This is a genomic window from Streptomyces sp. NPDC087300 (assembly GCF_044744425.1).
GTDB lineage: Bacteria > Actinomycetota > Actinomycetes > Streptomycetales > Streptomycetaceae > Streptomyces.
Map to the genome: position 1 here is coordinate 166,246 of NZ_JBIUYI010000008.1, position 17,315 is coordinate 183,560.

Genomic DNA, 17,315 nt, shown 5'->3' on the forward strand with positions numbered 1-17,315 from the left:
CCGCGCACGCCGTGAGCTGCCGTTTCCCGCTCCCTTCGAATAATGATCGTCCGTTGTCAGTGCTGGCCGGTAGTCTCGAAAGCACGATGACAGAGGACCTCTCACCGGCCGAGCGGTACGCGGCGGCGCGCAAGCGCGCTGTCGAGCAGGCCACCGCACTCGCGTCCTTCCGCGAGATGTACGAATTCGGCCTCGACCCCTTCCAGATCGAGGCCTGCCAGGCGCTCGAGGCGGGCAAGGGCGTGCTCGTCGCCGCCCCCACGGGCTCGGGCAAGACGATCGTCGGCGAATTCGCCGTGCACCTCGCCCTTCTGCAGGGCAAGAAGTGCTTCTACACCACGCCCATCAAGGCGCTCTCCAACCAGAAGTACGCCGACCTCGCCAAGCGGTACGGCTCGGACAAGGTGGGCCTGCTCACCGGGGACAACAGCGTCAACTCCGATGCGCCGGTGGTCGTCATGACCACCGAGGTCCTGCGGAACATGCTGTATTCGGGCTCGCAGTCGCTGCTCAACCTCGGGTACGTGGTCATGGACGAGGTGCACTACCTCTCCGACCGCTTCCGGGGCGCCGTCTGGGAGGAAGTGATCATCCACCTCCAGGAGTCGGTCACGCTCGTCTCCCTGTCGGCCACGGTGTCCAACGCCGAGGAGTTCGGCGACTGGCTGGACACCGTGCGCGGCGACACCGAGGTGATCGTCTCCGAGCACCGGCCCGTGCCGCTCTTCCAGCACGTGCTGGCGGGCCGTCGGATGTACGACCTCTTCGAGGAGGGCGAGGGCCACAAGAAGGCGGTCAACCCCGACCTCACGCGCATGGCGCGGATGGAGGCCAGCCGTTCGTACAACCCGCGCGACCGCCGCAAGGGCAAGATGGTCCGCGAGGCCGACCGCGAGCGCGAGCGCCGACAGCGCTCACGGATCTGGACGCCGGGCCGCCCCGAGGTCATCGAACGGCTCGACTCCGAGGGCCTGTTGCCCGCCATCACGTTCATCTTCAGCCGCGCCGCCTGCGAGGCCGCCGTCCAGCAGTGTCTGTACGCGGGCCTCAGGCTGAACGACGACGAGGCGCGGATGAAGGTCCGCGAGATCGTCGAGGAGCGCACCGCCTCGATCCCGAACGAGGACCTCCACGTCCTCGGGTACTACGAATGGCTCGAGGGCCTGGAGCGCGGCATCGCGGCGCACCACGCGGGCATGCTGCCCTCCTTCAAGGAGGTCGTCGAGGAGCTCTTCGTGCACGGCCTGGTCAAGGCCGTCTTCGCCACCGAGACGCTCGCGCTCGGCATCAACATGCCCGCGCGCAGCGTGGTCCTGGAGAAGCTCGTCAAGTGGAACGGCGAGCAGCACGCCGACATCACCCCCGGTGAGTACACCCAGTTGACGGGCCGTGCGGGCCGCCGGGGCATCGACGTCGAGGGCCATGCGGTGGTCCTGTGGCAGCGCGCCATGAGCCCCGAGCACCTGGCCGGGCTCGCCGGCACGCGCACGTACCCGCTGCGCTCCAGCTTCAAGCCGTCGTACAACATGGCGGTGAACCTGGTCGAGCAGTTCGGGCGGCACCGCTCGCGCGAGCTCCTGGAGACGTCCTTCGCGCAGTTCCAGGCCGACAAGTCGGTCGTCGGGATCTCCCGCCAGGTGCAGAAGAACGAGGAGGGCCTGGAGGGCTACAAGGCCTCCATGACCTGCCACTTGGGCGACTTCGACGAGTACGCGCGACTGCGCCGCGACCTCAAGGACCGCGAGACCGAGCTGGCCAAGCAGGGCGCCGCGCAGCGCAGGGTGGCGGCCGCCGCCGCCCTGGAGAAGCTCAAGCCGGGCGACGTCATCCACGTCCCCACGGGGAAGTACGCGGGCCTCGCGCTCGTGCTCGACCCGGGCCTGCCCGCCGGGCGGACCAACGGCCACCGGGGCTTCGACCACGTGGACGGGCCCCGGCCGCTGGTGCTCACCGCCGAGCGGCAGGTCAAGCGGCTCGCCGCGATGGACTTCCCGGTGCCCGTCGAGGCCCTGGAGCGGATGCGCATCCCGAAGTCCTTCAACGCCCGCTCGCCGCAGTCCCGTCGGGACCTGGCGTCCGCGCTGCGCACCAAGGCCGGGCACATCGTCCCCGACCGGCACCGCAAGGGACGCGCGGCGGCCGCGGACGACCAGGAGATCGCCCGGCTGCGCACGGAGCTGCGCGCACACCCCTGCCACGGGTGCGACGAGCGCGAGGACCACGCGCGCTGGGCGGAGCGTTACCACCGCCTCAAGCGCGACACCTCGCAGCTGGAGCGGCGCATCGAGGGGCGGACGAACACCATCGCCCGCACCTTCGACCGCATCGTCGCCCTGCTCACCGAGCTCGACTACCTGCGGGGCAACGAGGTCACCGAGCACGGCAAGCGGCTCGCCCGGCTCTACGGAGAGCTGGACCTGCTCGCCAGCGAGTGCCTGCGCGCCGGGGTCTGGGAGGGGCTCAGCCCCGCCGAACTGGCCGCGTGCGTCTCGGCGTTGGTGTACGAGGCGCGCGTCGGTGACGACGCGCTCGCGCCCAAGCTGCCGTCCGGTGCGGCGAAGGCGGCGCTCGGCGAGATGGTGCGGATCTGGGGCCGCCTCGACGGTCTCGAGGAAGACTTCAAGATCAGCCAGACCGAGGGCGTCGGGCAGCGCGAGCCGGACCTGGGCTTCGCCTGGGCGGCGTACATGTGGGCCAACGACAAGGGCCTCGACGAGGTCCTGCGCGAGGCGGAGATGCCGGCCGGTGACTTCGTGCGATGGTGCAAGCAGGTCATCGACGTCCTCGGCCAGATCGCCGCGGCGGCGCCGCGCGAGGACAGCACGGTCGCGAAGAACGCGCGCAAGGCGGTCGATCTGCTGCTGCGGGGAGTCGTGGCGTACAGCTCCGTGGGCTGATCGGGGCGCCCCGTCAGGGGCGCGGGGAACCGCGCGCCCAGCCACATCCGGCCTGCGGATGCGGCTGGGCGTCCAGTTGAGGACTCAAGCGCTCTGCGGGGCGGGCTCCGTCGTGTTGGCCGGCGGCTGCGGGTTCGTCGTGGCCGGGCGCGCGGTTCCCCGCGCCTCTCCGCGGCGCTCCCGCCTCGCCACCTCCTCGCGCACGAGCGGGATCACCTGGCGGCCGAAGTCGATCGCGTCGTCCAGGAGGTCGTAGCCGCGGGCGGAGAGGATGTCCACGCCCAGGTCGTAGTAGTCGAGCAGGGCCTGCGCGACCGTCTCCGGAGTGCCCACCAGGGCCGTCGAGTTGCCCGCGCCGCCGGTCTCCGCGGCGGTCGGCGTCCAGAGCGCGCGGTCGTACCGCTCGCCGGCCGCGGCCGCCGCGAGGAGCCGCCGCGAGCCCGCGTTCTGCGGCTCGCCCGACGGGTGGCGCCGGGAGAGCGGGGCGCCCGCCTTGCGGGCCTTGATCCGGTCGAGGGTCGCGTACGCCTTCTCCCAGGCCAGTTCCTCGGTCGGCGCGATGATCGGGCGGAACGCCACCTGGATCCTCGGCACGTCGGTGCGCCCCGCGGCCTTCGCCGCCGCCTTCACCGACTCGATCTGCTCGGCGGTCTGCGCGAGGGGCTCGCCCCACAGGCAGTAGATGTCCGCCTCGGCGCCGCCCGCGGCGTACGCGGCGGGCGAGGAGCCACCGAACGAGACGGGTGGGTGCGGCTGTTGGACCGGGAAGGTGTCGCTGACGAAGTCGCGGAAGCGGTAGTGCGCGCCCTCGTGGTCGAAGGGGTCGTGCGACGTCCAGGCCTTCTTGATGATCTGGATGGCCTCACGGGTGCGGGCGTACCGCTCGTCCTTGGTGAGGAAGTCGCCCTCGCGCTGCTGCTCGTGGTCGTTGCCGCCGGTGATGAAGTGCACCGCGAGGCGCCCCTCGCTGATCCGGTCGAGGGTCGCGAAGGTCTTCGCGGCGAACGTCGGGTACGAGACGTTGGGCCGGTGCGCGACCAGGATCTGGAGCCGGTCGGTGCGGGCCGCGATGTAGGCGGCGGCGGGGGAGGGGTCGGGGGAGCCGGACCCGTAGGCGAACAGGACCCGGTCCCAGCCGTGGTCCTCGTGGGCCCTGGCGAGCCTGAGGGTGTACTCCTTGTCGAAGGACGCGCCGGAACGCGCGGTCACTTCGGATCCTTCGTTGGTGGCGGCGATGCCGAGGAACTCGACGGGCATGGCGAAGCCTCATCTCCTGCTGCTCCGGCTGCGATGAACCGGACTGTGGCGTCTGGTCGTTGAGGTCGAGGCGGAACCGTCAACAACACGCCGCGGACCACACGCGACCGAAGTCGATGTGGTCGCGGGTCACCAGCCGCGGCTGACGGCGCAGGCGCGCGGCGGAGCAGTCGTCCATACGGAGCGTCAACCGCCGTGCGACGCGGTCCATTCCCGCTCCGGCCACCGGTTCTCCGCTGCTTCTCCGCCACGTCTCCGCCGCGTTCGAACCGGTTACTCCAGGTGTTCGAGTGATCGCCGGGAGTGCAAATGGGGGAGTGTATGCCCTTGGGCGAGGCGGATGCAGGGGGTTGCCGAATATGACTCGGCGATGATTCCGGCGGACTAAGCTCGCCCGGAGCGCGGCGAGTTGAAACGAGTTGCGATGAATTCGCGCGCTTGTTCAGAGATCTTTCGAAAGTTCGTTTTGTTCCACAGCTCCATCGCGCCATCCCCCAGCGTCACCCCAGCTCCACCAACCCCAGCACCACCCCCAGCACCACACCCCTTCCCGCAGAGTCCCCCCGATTTCCCCCAAGACGAGTGTTCAGAGGGCATACATGGTGAGTGTTCAATCGCCTCCCGGTGGCCGAGAAATCCCTTACGCGCGTGTGCTGTTGCTGCCTGCCATGCTGATGGCCGCGGCGACCGGCGCGGCCGTCGCCACGGTGACGGAGACGGCCCGCCCCGCCGTGGGCTGGTGCGGCGCCGTCGCGACCCTCATGGTCGTCGTGGTCGGCACCGAAGCCGTACGGCGCGGCCGGACCATCCGGGGGCTGCGCGCGCACTACGCACAGCGGCTCGCCTTCCTCGAACGGCGCATCGCATCCCATGACGACGAGACCGTCCGCCTGGGCAGGGAGATCCTGCCCGAAGCGCTCTGGCGACTGCGCCAGGGCGAATCCCCGGTGGAAGTGGTCCGCAACGTCGTAGACAACGACGAGGCCTACCGCGATCTCCCGGACTCGCAGCGCGAGTTGCTGCGTTCCGTGCTCGACACCCTGGACCGCGAAGAGGCCATGCGCGAGTCCGCGCAGCGCGCCTTCGTGAACATCGCGCGGCGCGTGCAGTCCATCGTCCACCAGCAGGCCGCGGAACTGCGCGACATGGAGGAGTTCCACGGACGCAACCCCGAGGTCTTCGACGACCTGCTCCGCATCGACCACGGCACCGCGCTGATCGGCCGTCTCGCCGACTCCATCGCGGTACTCGGCGGTGCCCGCCCCGGCCGCCAATGGCCCAAGCCCGTACCGCTGTTCAGCGTGCTGCGCGGCGCGATGTCCCGGATCCTCGACTACCCGCGCGTCGAGCTCCACTCGATCGCGAACGTCGCCATCCACGGCACCTCCGTCGAACCGCTCATCCACGCCTGCGCGGAACTCCTGGACAACGCCACCCGCTACTCGCCGCCGCAGACCAAGGTGCACGTCACCGCCGTCGAGGTGCAGACCGGCATCGCCGTCGAGATCGAGGACGGCGGCGTCAGCCTCAGCGAGGAGGCGCGGGCCAGGGCCGAGCGCATGCTGGAGCAGGCGCAGGCCGGCATCGACCTGAACGACCTCGGGGAGACCCCGCGCCTGGGCATGGCCGTGGTCGGCAGGCTCTCGCAGATGTACAACCTCCAGGTCTCGCTGCGGCAGTCCGCCTACGGCGGTGTGCGCGCGGTGCTCATCGTGCCGCGCGAGATGATCACCACGGGTCCCGCGCCCGGCCTCGCGCACGGCATCGGCGCCTCCGCCGTACCCCGCGTGGACAACGGCGGACGGCCCATCGAGGAGCCCGCACGCAACATCCGGCGCAAGAAGCCCCGCGTCGTCACCGCGGGCCCGCCGTTGCGCTCCCCGCTCACCGCGACCATGGAGGACGACGTCCCCGAGGTCACCGAGTGGACGCCCAACGGCCTTCCGCAGCGCCGCAGTCGCGTCAAGATGTCGCTCAGCGAGCGGTACGCGCAGGAGGCCGAGTCCCAGCGGATCGCCGACGCGCACGCCGCCGCGACCGCGCCGCCGCCGGCCCCCGCGCCGAAGCGCGAGGAGCCCGAACCCGGATTGTGGATCGAGGCGTTCATGAAGGGCGTCAAGGGCGAGGAGCCCCACGATCCCGATCCGTCCGCCCCGCAGGGAAACACCCCTCAGCAGGGAACCAGCCAGAACGACCACGGCATCGCCGACGAGGGGGGCTGGAAGTGATCCAGCAACGCGCCAATTTCGACTGGATGCTCAAGGAGCTCGCCGACGGGGTGCCGCAGACGCGGCAGATCGTGGTGCTCTCCGCCGACGGCCTGCGCATCGCGCGCTACGGCGGCGACCCGGACGCGGCCGACCGCATCGCCGCCGCCTGCGCGGGACTCCAGAGCCTGGCCGCCGCCGTGGCCACGGAGATCCCGCACAGCGACGGCAACATGAAGATGGTGATCATCGAGATCAACGGCGGCTACTTCTACCTGATGGCCGCCGGGGCAGGGGCCTATCTCGCGGTGCTCGCCGACGAGACGGTCGACGCCGGGCTCATCGGCACCCGCATGCGGGACCTCGTCGTACGTATCGGTGCCCATCTGACGAGCCCGCCGCGGCGTGACGGGCAGGCCGTATGACTCCTCCGCAAGGCCCCCCGCACGGCGATGTCCCCGCCCGGGACGGCGCGGCGGGCCGCGAGGCCCCTCCGCAGCGCGAACGCCGCAGCCCGGAGAATCCCGAGCGGCTGTACATCCTCACGGGTGAGGACACCGAGCGCGCGCCGCTCGACCTCGTCACCCTGATCGTGGCCGCGGGCGAGGCGTCCCCCATGGCACAGCCGGAGCACTCCGCGATCCTGCGCCTGTGCACGACGCCGCTCTCCGTCGCCGAGCTCTCGGCCTACATGGCGCTGCCGTTCAGCGTCGTGACCGTCGTCCTGACGGAGTTACTGGCGACCGAGCTCGTGCAGGCGCGTGCCCCCATCGTCCGCTCCGCGCTCCCCGACCGGTCCCTTCTCGAAGCGGTGATGCATGGACTTCAGAAACTCTAAGAACACCGACACGATCACCGGCCCGCGCAGCGAGGACGTCCTGCCGCACACGGCCACCGCCGCCGTGAAGGTCGTGGTCGTGGGCGGGTTCGGGGTCGGCAAGACGACCATGGTCGGCTCGGTCAGCGAGATCCGGCCGCTGACGACCGAAGAGACCATGACCCAGGCGGGCATCGGCGTCGACGACAACTACGGCTCCGACTCCAAGACGGCCACCACGGTCGCCATGGACTTCGGGCGGATCAGCATCTCCGAGGAGCTGGTGCTCTACCTCTTCGGTACCCCGGGCCAGGAGCGCTTCTGGTTCCTGTGGAACGGCCTGTTCGAAGGCGCGCTCGGCGCGGTCGTCCTCATCGACACCCGCAGGCTGGAGGTCAGCTTCGACGTGATCGGACGTCTGGAGGAGCGCGGTGTGCCCTTCGTGGTCGCCGTCAACTCCTTCCCCGACGCGCCCGACCACCCGATCGAGACCCTGCGCAGGGCCCTCGACCTGGAGGCCGCCGTGCCGATCCTCAGCTGCGACGCCCGCCGCAGGGAGTCCAGCAGGGACGTCCTGATGACGCTGATGCGCTATCTCCACTCCCTGACCGTGGCCCGCGTCTGACCGCGGCACGGCTCCCTCACCGAACCCGGAATCCCTTCCGCAACCCCGGATTCCTTCCGCAACCCCGGATCCCCTTCCGCGAACCCGGAGCGACGAACGTGACGACTCCTCCCTCCCCCTCCTGGCCCGGCACCGACGACGCGGCCGCGCCGCCGCCCGGCTGTCCCGCCCACGGCCTCGGCCCCGGCGGCCTGCGCCGGCTGTACGGACCCGAGGCCGACACCGATCTCGCGGGCCTCTACGAGAAGCTGCGCGCCGAGCACGGCCCGGTCGCGCCCGTCCTGATCCACAACGACGTGCCGATCTGGGCGGTCCTCGGCCACAGCGAGAACCTCCACATGGTCCGCACCCCCTCGCAGTACACCCGCGACTCGCGCCAGTGGCGGGCCGTGCGGGACGGCAGCGCGGGCCTGGACCACCCGCTCGCGCCGGTCTTCACCTGGCAGCCGATGGCCAGTTTCGTGGAGGGCGACGAGCACCAGCGGCTGCGCGGCGCGGTCACCGGCGCCATGGCGGGCATCGACCACCGGGGCATCCGCCGCTACATCAACCGCTATACGAACCACCTGCTCAACGACATCTGCCAGGACGGCCACGCCGATCTGGTCAGCCAGTTCGCCGAGCACCTGCCGATGATGGTGATGTGTCACGTCCTCGGCATGCCCGAGGAGTACAACGAGCGCATGGTGCAGTCGGCCCGCGACATGATCAAGGGCACCGAGACCGCCATCGCCAGCAACGCGTACGTGATGGACGTGCTGATGCGGCTCGTGGCGCGCCGCCGCGCCCACCCCGAGGAGGACTTCACCAGCAGCCTCCTCGCGCACCCCGCGCAGCTCACCGACGACGAGGTCGGCGCCCATCTGCGCCTGGTCCTCATCGCCGCGTACGAGGCCACCGCCAACCTCATCGCGAACGTGCTGCGGATGGTCCTCACCGACCCGCGCTTCCGCGCCCAGCTCAGCGGCGGGCAGATGACCGTCCCCGAGGCGGTCGAGCAGTCCCTGTGGGACGAGCCGCCGTTCAGCGCGATGGTCGGCTACTTCGCCAAGCAGGACACCCAGCTCGGCGGCCAGCGGATCAGGGCGGGCGACGGACTGATCCTGGGCATCGCGCCCGGCAACGTCGACCCGGTGGTCAGGCCCGACCTCGCCGCCAACATGCAGGGCAACCGCTCGCACCTCGCCTTCAGCGGCGGACCGCACGAGTGCCCGGGGCAGGACATCGGGCGCGCCATCGCCGACACCGGCGTCGACGCGCTCCTGATGCGGCTGCCGGACGTCGAACTCGACGTGGACGAGAGCGAGTTGCGCTGGACGTCGTCGATCCTGTCGCGGCACCTGGTGCAGCTGCCCGTGCGGTTCGCGCCGCGCCCGCCGCAGGACGTGATGGCCCGGCCTTCGGCCCAGGTGCCCGCGCCGCGCAGGGACTGGCAGGTGTCGTCCCCGCCGCCGCGCAGGCCGGAGCCCGTGGCCCCCGCGCCACAGCCCGTGCCCGCGCCGGTCGCGGACGCGGAGCGGCCCAAGGGGGCCTGGCGTCGCTTCCTGACCTGGTGGCGGGGGTACTGAGCGGTCGGTGGCCGGCTACCGGGCCACCCAGGTCTACCGTGCCCCCAGGTCTACCGGTCCGCCCAGGTCTCGTACGCCGACCAGGCGCCCAGCGTCCGGCCGCTGACGAAGCGGTGCGCGGCGCCGGTCACCGGGTCCGTGAACTCCAGGACGCGGGCGAGGAGTTGCAAGGGCCGCCGGAAGTCGTCCGGCGGCACCGGGTCCGCCACCACCGGGTAGACCGGATCGCCGAGGATCGGCAGGCCCAACGCGTTCATGTGGACGCGGAGTTGATGGGTGCGTCCGGTGTGCGGGGTCAGCCGGTAGCGGCCGAGTCCCGCGCGCTGCTCGACCAGCTCGACGTGGCTCTCGCTGTTCGGCTCCGCGTCCGCCACCTCGTACGCCGCGATGATCCCGCGCACCTTCTCGATGTGGCTGCGCACGGTACGCGGCAGGTCCACGGCCGGATCGTACGCGGCCACCGCCTCGTACTCCTTGTGGATGCGGCGGTGGCTGAACAGCGTCTGGTACGCGCCGCGTTCCTCCGGGCGCACGGTGAACAGGAGCAGTCCCGCGGTCAGCCGGTCCAGGCGGTGCGCGGCGCCGAGCGTCGGGATGCCCAGCTCGGCGCGGAGCCGGGCGAGGGCGGTCTGGGTGACGTGGGAGCCGCGCGGCATCGTCGCCAGGAAGTGCGGCTTGTCGACGACGACGATGTGCTCGTCCTGGTGGACGACGTCGAGCGTGAAGGGGACCGGCACCTCCTCGGGCAGGTCCCGGTGGAACCAGACGAAGGCCCCGGGTGCGTACGGCGCGTCCGGGGTCACCGCTTTCCCGTCGACGCCGACGATCCTGCCGTCGCGCAGCAGGGCGTCGACGACCCCGGGCCCGGCGGAGAGCCGCTCCACGAGGTGGTCCCGCACGGTGTGCCACGTGCCGTCGGGCGGCAGCTTGACCCGGACGGGGTCGACGCCGTCGCGCTGGGGGAGGGGCGCGGGCGGAATGCGGGGCTTTCGTGTCATCAGGAGGTCAGGGTACGGGGCGGTGCCGGTCGGGGTGCGGGGAAAATCGGTGCCCCCCCGGCACGGCCCGCTGACACGATGAGGCCATGCCCTTCAAGATCGCAGAGATAGTCGAGTCCGGTACGCTCGCCCGCCGCGAACAGCCCGTCATCCCCGTCCCCGGCGGTCTCGCCATCCGTCCCTGGGCCGCCACCGACGCCCCCGCCGTGTACGAGGCCTTCCAGGACCCCCTGATCCAGCGCTGGCACGCGCGCGTGGCGGAGTCCGAGTCCGAGGCGCTCGGCTGGATCGAGGAGTGGCGCGCGAGCTGGGCCGGGGAGCGCGACGCGTACTGGGCGGTCGCCGACGCCGGTACGGACGAGGTGGTGGGCCGGATCGCCCTGAAGTGCATGCTGCTCGCCGACGGCCAGGCGGAGATCGCCTACTGGACGATGCCGACGGCGCGCGGCCGGGGCGTGGCTTCCCGCTCCGTCACCGCGCTCACGCACTGGGCCTTCACCGAAGTGGGCCTGCACCGCCTGGAGTTGACCCACTCGACGGCCAACGAGGCGTCGTGCGGGGTCGCACTGAAGACGGGCTTCGCGCTGGAGGGAACGAAGCGGGGCGCGGGGCTGCATGAGGATGGGTGGCATGACATGCATGTGCATGCGCGGGTCGCGGGGGACGGGGGCGCCGCGTCGGTGTGAGGTCGGGCTCGGTGCCCCCTGCTTCATGAACCGACGTTCTGGGGGCTGGCTTCACCGGGGCGGGGGCCCGGGGGCGTCCGCGTGGGTGGCTGCGCGGGGCTGGGCTTTCCCGGGGCCGGTGGCCGGGGAACTGGCTTGCCCGGGTCCGGCTGCCGGTGAACCGGCTTACCTGCGGGGCGGCTGCCCGGGGGAAGGTTTCCCTGTGAGCGGTTGCCTCGGGGTGGCCTCCCCAGGTCCGGCGTCCAAGGAACCGGTGTTGCCGCAGTCGGCGGCCGGGGAACGGTTCTCCTGCGGGCCGCGACCCGGGAACGGCTTGTCCGGGTCGCGGCCCAGGAACCGGCCCTCCCCAGGCCCGGCTTACCCGGAAATCGCCGCGCCGCTTACGCCGCCCGCTCCTGCTCCGCCTCCACCTGCGCGTTCCACTCACGCTTCGACGCCTGCCAGCCGTCCTCGTTGTGGCCCACGCGCCAGTAGCCGGAGATGGAGAGGCGCTCGCGGGGGACCTCGCGGTCCATCCGCAGGTAGCGGCGCAGTTCCTTCACGAAGCCCGCCTCGCCGTGGACGAAGGCCTGGACGTCGGGGGAGGGGAACTCCAGGGCGCGTACCGCCTCGACGAGGAGTTCGCCGACCGGGCGGTCGCCGCGGTGGAGCCAGACGACCTCGGCGTCCGTCGCGATCTTCTGCTCCTCCTCGGGGCCCTCGACCTCGATGAAGACATGGGCGACCGCGCCCTGCGGAAGCGCCTCGGCCGCGGCGGCGATCGCCGGCAGGGCGCTCTCGTCGCCGGCCAGCAGGTGCCAGCCCGCGGCCGCGTCCGGGGCGTAGCCGCCGCCGGGGCCGAGGAAACGGATGGTGTCGCCGAGGCGGGCGTCCCGTGCCCACGGTCCGGCGAGGCCCTGGTCGCCGTGGATCACGAAGTCCACGGCGAGCTCGCGGGCCTCGGGGTCCCACCAGCGCACGGTGTAGGTCCGCGTCACCGGCCACTGCTCGCGCGGGAACTCCTCGCGGATGCGCTGTATGTCGAAGGGCTCGGGATAGGTGACGCCCTCGGCGTCGAAGAGCAGCTTCACGTAATGATCGGTGCACTCGCCCGCGGCGAACTCGGCGAGCCCCTCGCCGCCGAGGACCACACGCTGCATGTGTGGGGTGAGCCGCTCCGTCCGCACGACGTGTGCGACATGAGCCTGCGGTGCTTTGCGTGCCGGACGTTCTGCCATGGCGACGGCCTCCCCTGATCCACTATTACTTAGGCAAGCCTAAGTTAACACCTCAGGCGTGCAGAGTGGAGAGCAGCCGCTGCAGGGAGCCGCCCAGATTCCACCGCGCCGCCAGTTCGTCCAGCGTCGCGGGGTCGCGCGGCTCGTGCGGCAGGGCGAGATCGACCTCGGGCAGCGGGACGTCGTCGGCGACCCTGACGACCTTCGGCGCGACCGCCACGTACGCCCGCGCCTCGTCGAGCCGCTTGCGCTGCGACGGCGTGAGCTTCGCCTTCGGGTCTTCCACCGCCGCCATGATCCCGGCCAGGTCGCCGAACGCGTCCAGGAGCTTGGCCGCCGTCTTCTCGCCGATGCCGGGGACGCCGGGCAGGCCGTCGCTCGGGTCGCCGCGCAGCAGGGCCAGGTCCACATAGCCGGGGCCGTCCACGCCGTACTTCTCGCGCAGCCAGCTCTCGTCCGTGATCTGGAGGGAGCCGACGCCCTTGAGGGGGTAGAGGACGCGGATGCCGCGCTCGTCGTCCACCAGCTGGTAGAGGTCGCGGTCGCCGGTGACGATGTCCACGGGGCTCGTGGCGTGCGCGGCGAAGGTGCCGATCACGTCGTCCGCCTCGTAATCCCGTACGCCCACGCGCGCGATGCCGACCGCGTCGAGCACGGCCTCGATGATCGGGACCTGCGGGGCGAGCGTGTCCGGGGTCTCCTCGGCGTCCGGGCCCTCGGGGACCTCCTCCGCGACACGGTGCGCCTTGTAGGAGGGGATGAGCTCGACCCGCCAGTGCGGGCGCCAGTCCGCGTCCATGCACGCGACCAGGTCGTCGGGGCGGTGGTCCTGGACGAGGCGCGTGATGAAGTCGAGGAGTCCGCGCACGGCGTTCACCGGGGTGCCGTCCGGGGCCTTCATCGACTCCGGTACCCCGAAGTAGGCCCGGTAGTAGAGGGAGGCCGTGTCGAGCAGCATGAGGCGTCGAGTTCGCTGAGTCACGTTGCGCATCATGCCGCACGGCACCGACAGTGGGGCCGTGCGGCACCACGGGCGAAGGGCACTCCGTGCCGCCGCGGGGACCTCGTTGCGCATTGCGCGGAAGCCTTGCCGAGAGTGCAACAAATGTGAGCTGGAACACTCCTCGGTTTGATTCGTGTAAGCCCGGGAAGGCGCGCAGCCGGAGCGAACCCGGTCGAGGATTCAACATTTCGATCGGGCAAGTGGGCAGAAGCCACTGCGTTCCACGGCCCGCCGGCGGGGGAGGCGGGCCGTCTTGGTTCGACCCGAGAGGTGTATGTGTCCAGGCTGCAGGCCGAGCACTTGTACAAAGTGTTCGGCAGACGACCCGATGACGCGGTGGAGCGACTCCGCCACGGAGCCGACCGAGAGGAGCTGCGCGCCGACGGCACCACAGCCGCCGTGATCGACGCTTCCTTCGAGGTCGAGCCGGGCCAGATCTTCGTCGTCATGGGTCTCTCCGGATCCGGCAAGTCCACGTTGCTGCGCATGCTCAACGGACTGTCGGAGCCGACGGCCGGTCACGTCCGCTTCGACGGTCAGGACCTCACCGAGCTGAGCGCCCGTGAGATGCGCGAGGTGCGTTCCAAGAAGATCAGCATGGTCTTCCAGCACTTCGCGCTCTTCCCGCACAGGAGCGTCCTGGAGAACGCCGGTTACGGCCTCGAGGTGCAGGGCGTGCCGCGCGCCGAGCGCGAGAAGCGGGCCACCGAGGCGCTGGAGCTGGCCGGCCTGAAGGGCTGGGAGAAGTCCTGGCCCGACGAGCTGTCCGGCGGCATGCAGCAGCGCGTGGGCCTGGCCCGCGCGCTCGCCACCGACGCCGACCTGCTCCTCATGGACGAGTCGTTCAGCGCGCTCGACCCGCTGATCCGCCGTGACATGCAGGACCAACTCCTGGTGCTCCAGAAGCGGCTGAAGAAGACCATCGTCTTCATCACCCACGATCTGAACGAGGCCATGCGCCTGGGCGACCAGATCGCCGTCATGCGCGACGGCGAGATCGTCCAGATCGGCAACGCCGAGGACATCCTCGTCACCCCGGCCAACGACTACGTCGCCGCGTTCACGCAGGACGTCGACCGCTCCCGGGTCCTGACCGCGGGCGCGATCATGGCCGACCCCGACGAGAACTTCGTGCGGTCCGACGCCCCGGCGACGGTCACCGAGGACACCCCGATCATCGAGCTGTTCACGCCCTGCTCCACCAGTGGGGTGGCCGTCGCCGTGACCGACGACAAGGGCGAGCTCGTCGGCGTGGTGCCGCGGGCCAGGCTGCTCGCGGTGCTCGGCGAGCCGATGCAGTCGGAGACGGAGCCGCACGACGCGGCCGTCCCCGCACGGCAGGACGCCGATGACGACGCGCAGGACAACGGCGGCAAGAGCGCGGGCAAGGTGAGCAGCGGTGCCTAGGATTCCCTTCGGCGACTGGGTCAACGACTCGGTCGAATGGCTCAGAACCCATATGGACTGGCTGTTCGACTTCATCAAGACGATCTTCCAGAACATGTGGGACGGCGTCTACGACGTCCTCTCCGGGCCCGAGCCGCTCCTGATGGCGGGCATCCTCGCCGTCATCGCGTTCTGGCTGCGCGGACTGCTCGGCGGTGTGCTCTCCTTCGTGGGCTTCGCCTTCATCGTGTCCCTGGAGTTGTGGGACAACGCGATGATGACGCTGTCCCTGGTGCTCGTCTCCACCTTCGTGGCGCTGGTCATAGCCGTGCCCGTGGGCATCTGGGCGGCGCGCTCCAAGACGGTCAGCGGCATCGTCAGGCCCGTCCTGGACTTCATGCAGACGCTGCCCGCGATGATCTACCTCATCCCGGCGCTGCTGTTCTTCCGCATGGGCGCCCCCGCGGGCATCGTCGCCACGATCGTCTTCGCGCTCGCCCCCGGTGTGCGCATGACCGAGCTCGGCATCCGCCAGGTCGACAAGGAGCTGGTCGAGGCCGCCGACGCGTTCGGCACCACGCCCCGCAACACCCTGTTCCGGGTGCAGCTGCCGCTGGCGCTGCCGACGATCATGGCCGGTGTCAACCAGGTCATCATGCTCGGCCTCTCCATGGCGGCCCTGACCGGCATGGTCGGTACGCCGGGTCTGGGTGCCGACGTCAACGCGGCCATCGGCCAGCTCGACGTCGGTCTCGGCGCCGAGGCGGGCGTCTCCATCGTGGTCCTCGCCATCTACCTGGACCGCGTCACCAGCGGTCTGGGCGGCCAGGTCTCGCCGCTGGGCCGTCGCGCGCTCGCCAAGCTGCGGGCCGCGCAGGGTCTGAACGTCTGGAACTACCGCCCCCGTCCGGTCGTCGCCATGGTCGGCGTCGTCGTCCTCGCGCTCGTCGCGGGCGGCATGGGCATCTTCGGCGGCAGCAAGTCCGAGTCCGTGGCCGACGCCAAGAACGTCGGCCAGGGCAAGGAGCTCAAGGTCGGCTACATCCCCTGGGACGAGGGCGTCGCCTCCACCTTCCTCTGGAAGGAGATCCTGGAGCAGCGCGGTTTCAAGGTGACCGCCAGCCAGCTGGAGGCCGGTCCGCTCTACACCTCGCTGGCGCAGGGCGACATCGACTTCCAGACGGACTCGTGGCTGCCCACGACGCACGCCTCGTACTGGAAGAAGTACGGCAAGGACCTCGAGGACCTGGGCTCCTGGTTCGGGCCCACCTCGCTGGAGCTGACCGTTCCCGCGTACATGAAGGACGTCAACTCCCTCGAGGACCTCAAGGGCAAGGGCGACACCTTCAAGGGCAAGATCACCGGCATCGAGTCGAGCGCCGGAATGATGGGTCTGCTCAAGGACAAGGTCCTCGACGCGTACGGCCTGAAGAAGGAGTACAAGGTCGTCGACGGCTCGACCCCGGCGATGCTGGCCGAGCTGAAGGCCGCGTACGCCAAGAAGGAGCCGATCGTCACCACCCTGTGGTCGCCGCACTGGGCCTACAGCGACTTCAAGCTGAAGAAGCTCAAGGACCCGAAGGGCGCCTGGGGCAAGGGCGACGGCGTGCACACGCTGGCGCGCAAGGGCTTCTCGAAGGAGAACCCCGAGGTCGGCAAGTGGCTCAAGGACTTCAAGATGAGCGAGAAGCAGCTCACCGATCTTGAGGCGGAGATCAACAAGGCCGGCAAGGGCCAGCAGCAGGACGCCGTGCGCGCCTGGCTGAAGAAGAACCCGGGCGTCGTGGACAAGCTCGCCCCGCTGCCGAAGAACTCCGGCAGCGACGAGAACAAGCGTCCGCTGAAGGCCGCGTACTTCGCGTGGGACGAGAACATCGCCGTCACCAACCTGTGGAAGCGCGTCCTGGAGAAGCGCGGCTACAAGATGGACCTGACGCCGGCCGACGTGGGTCCCGCCTACACCGGCCTCGCGCAGGGCGACCTCGACCTCAACCTGGACGCGTGGCTGCCCACCGCCCAGAAGACGTACTGGGACAAGAACAAGGCGAACCTCAACGACCTGGGCTCCTGGTACAGCCCGACCTCCCTGGAGGTCGCCGTCCCGTCCTACGTCAAGGGCGTGAAGTCCCTGGAGGACCTCAAGGGCAAGGGCGACAAGTTCAAGGGCAAGATCATCGGCATCGAGCCGGGCACCGGCGTGATGCAGGCACTCAAGGACAAGGTCCTGCCCGGCTACGGCCTGGAGGACGAGTACGAGATCGCCGCGGGCTCGACCCCCGCGATGCTCTCCGAGCTCAAGGCCGCCTACGCCAAGAAGGAGCCGGTCGCCGTGCTCCTCTGGTCGCCGCACTGGGCGTACAACGAGTACGACCTGACCAAGCTGAAGGACCCCAAGGGCGGCTTCGGCAAGGGCGACACGATCCGCACGCTCTCCAGCAAGGACTTCCCCGACCAGTACCCGCAGCTCACGAAGTGGCTCAAGAACTTCAAGATGAGCGAGCAGGAGCTGGCCAGCCTGGAGAACGAGATCAACAAGGCGGGCAAGAACAACGAGCCCAAGGCCGTCGACGCCTGGCTCAAGAAGAACCCGGGCTTCGAGGAGAAGATGACCTCCGCGAAGTAGCCGCACCGACGGCCGCGCGGTAGTCGTACGC

The 17,315-nt window shown here is 70.4% G+C and carries 13 protein-coding genes; 9 read left to right on the forward strand and 4 right to left on the reverse strand.

From position 1 onward, the window contains the following. Nucleotides 1–86: 86 nt before the first annotated feature. On the forward strand, nt 87–2,897 hold the full coding sequence (locus tag ACIO9J_RS31575; protein ID WP_402007150.1) for a DEAD/DEAH box helicase: 2,811 nt from the start codon (nt 87–89) through the stop codon (nt 2,895–2,897). Between the two features lie 84 nt (nt 2,898–2,981). On the opposite strand, the gene ACIO9J_RS31580 is transcribed toward ACIO9J_RS31575, so the two are convergent. Continuing rightward, complete coding sequence (locus tag ACIO9J_RS31580) at nt 2,982–4,154, reverse strand: LLM class flavin-dependent oxidoreductase (protein WP_402007152.1); 1,173 nt, start codon at nt 4,152–4,154, stop codon at nt 2,982–2,984. 599 nt (nt 4,155–4,753) lie between these two features. Here ACIO9J_RS31580 and ACIO9J_RS31585 point away from each other — a divergent pair. From ACIO9J_RS31585 to ACIO9J_RS31605, 5 genes are all read left to right on the forward strand, one after another. Continuing rightward, complete coding sequence (locus ACIO9J_RS31585) at nt 4,754–6,382, forward strand: ATP-binding protein (RefSeq protein ID WP_402007154.1); 1,629 nt, start codon at nt 4,754–4,756, stop codon at nt 6,380–6,382. Further along, nucleotides 6,379–6,786 (forward strand): roadblock/LC7 domain-containing protein, encoded by a 408-nt coding sequence (locus ACIO9J_RS31590; protein ID WP_098241423.1) that lies wholly within the window; start codon nt 6,379–6,381, stop codon nt 6,784–6,786. The genes ACIO9J_RS31585 and ACIO9J_RS31590 overlap by 4 nt, the downstream gene beginning before the upstream one ends. Then, the gene (locus ACIO9J_RS31595; protein ID WP_402007157.1) at nt 6,783–7,199 is read left to right on the forward strand and encodes a DUF742 domain-containing protein; all 417 of its coding nucleotides are present in this window, start codon (nt 6,783–6,785) and stop codon (nt 7,197–7,199) included. Before ACIO9J_RS31590 ends, ACIO9J_RS31595 begins: the two co-directional genes overlap by 4 nt. Beyond that, nucleotides 7,180–7,803, forward strand: a complete 624-nt coding sequence (locus ACIO9J_RS31600) for a GTP-binding protein (protein WP_402007159.1) — start codon at nt 7,180–7,182, stop codon at nt 7,801–7,803. Before ACIO9J_RS31595 ends, ACIO9J_RS31600 begins: the two co-directional genes overlap by 20 nt. A gap of 98 nt (nt 7,804–7,901) precedes the next feature. Then, nucleotides 7,902–9,371: a cytochrome P450 gene (locus ACIO9J_RS31605; protein WP_402007161.1), complete on the forward strand. Its 1,470-nt coding sequence runs from the start codon at nt 7,902–7,904 to the stop codon at nt 9,369–9,371. A 50-nt stretch (nt 9,372–9,421) separates the two neighbouring features. On the opposite strand, the gene ACIO9J_RS31610 is transcribed toward ACIO9J_RS31605, so the two are convergent. Beyond that, a complete protein-coding gene (locus tag ACIO9J_RS31610; protein ID WP_402007163.1) occupies nt 9,422–10,369 on the reverse strand; it encodes a pseudouridine synthase in 948 nt (315 codons plus the stop codon). An 86-nt stretch (nt 10,370–10,455) separates the two neighbouring features. Here ACIO9J_RS31610 and ACIO9J_RS31615 point away from each other — a divergent pair, with 86 nt between their 5' ends. Beyond that, entirely contained in the window at nt 10,456–11,055 is a 600-nt protein-coding gene (locus ACIO9J_RS31615; RefSeq protein ID WP_402007165.1) for a GNAT family N-acetyltransferase, read from the forward strand. A 380-nt stretch (nt 11,056–11,435) separates the two neighbouring features. Here ACIO9J_RS31615 and ACIO9J_RS31620 read toward each other — a convergent pair whose 3' ends face one another. Together ACIO9J_RS31620 and ACIO9J_RS31625 are read right to left on the reverse strand one after the other, a co-directional pair. Next, nucleotides 11,436–12,272: a siderophore-interacting protein gene (locus tag ACIO9J_RS31620; RefSeq protein WP_402007167.1), complete on the reverse strand. Its 837-nt coding sequence runs from the start codon at nt 12,270–12,272 to the stop codon at nt 11,436–11,438. 52 nt (nt 12,273–12,324) lie between these two features. Then, the gene (locus ACIO9J_RS31625; protein WP_402007169.1) at nt 12,325–13,263 is read right to left on the reverse strand and encodes a 5'-3' exonuclease H3TH domain-containing protein; all 939 of its coding nucleotides are present in this window, start codon (nt 13,261–13,263) and stop codon (nt 12,325–12,327) included. A 288-nt stretch (nt 13,264–13,551) separates the two neighbouring features. Between ACIO9J_RS31625 and ACIO9J_RS31630 the strand changes: the two genes are divergently transcribed. Together ACIO9J_RS31630 and ACIO9J_RS31635 are read left to right on the forward strand one after the other, a co-directional pair. Then, nucleotides 13,552–14,682 (forward strand): glycine betaine/L-proline ABC transporter ATP-binding protein, encoded by a 1,131-nt coding sequence (locus ACIO9J_RS31630; protein ID WP_402007171.1) that lies wholly within the window; start codon nt 13,552–13,554, stop codon nt 14,680–14,682. After that, nucleotides 14,675–17,284 (forward strand): ABC transporter permease/substrate binding protein, encoded by a 2,610-nt coding sequence (locus ACIO9J_RS31635; RefSeq protein WP_402007173.1) that lies wholly within the window; start codon nt 14,675–14,677, stop codon nt 17,282–17,284. Before ACIO9J_RS31630 ends, ACIO9J_RS31635 begins: the two co-directional genes overlap by 8 nt. Nucleotides 17,285–17,315 lie beyond the last annotated feature (31 nt).

Bases quoted from the DNA above. Each gene is read 5' to 3' on its own strand.
- ACIO9J_RS31575 (WP_402007150.1), top strand. From the start codon at position 87: ATGACAGAGGACCTCTCACCGGCCGAGCGGTACGCGGCGGCGCGCAAG.
- ACIO9J_RS31620 (WP_402007167.1), bottom strand. From the start codon at position 12,272: ATGGCAGAACGTCCGGCACGCAAAGCACCGCAGGCTCATGTCGCACAC.
- ACIO9J_RS31625 (WP_402007169.1), bottom strand. From the start codon at position 13,263: ATGCGCAACGTGACTCAGCGAACTCGACGCCTCATGCTGCTCGACACG.
- ACIO9J_RS31600 (WP_402007159.1), top strand. From the start codon at position 7,180: ATGGACTTCAGAAACTCTAAGAACACCGACACGATCACCGGCCCGCGC.
- ACIO9J_RS31615 (WP_402007165.1), top strand. From the start codon at position 10,456: ATGCCCTTCAAGATCGCAGAGATAGTCGAGTCCGGTACGCTCGCCCGC.
- ACIO9J_RS31585 (WP_402007154.1), top strand. From the start codon at position 4,754: ATGGTGAGTGTTCAATCGCCTCCCGGTGGCCGAGAAATCCCTTACGCG.
- ACIO9J_RS31595 (WP_402007157.1), top strand. From the start codon at position 6,783: ATGACTCCTCCGCAAGGCCCCCCGCACGGCGATGTCCCCGCCCGGGAC.
- ACIO9J_RS31580 (WP_402007152.1), bottom strand. From the start codon at position 4,154: ATGCCCGTCGAGTTCCTCGGCATCGCCGCCACCAACGAAGGATCCGAA.
- ACIO9J_RS31610 (WP_402007163.1), bottom strand. From the start codon at position 10,369: ATGACACGAAAGCCCCGCATTCCGCCCGCGCCCCTCCCCCAGCGCGAC.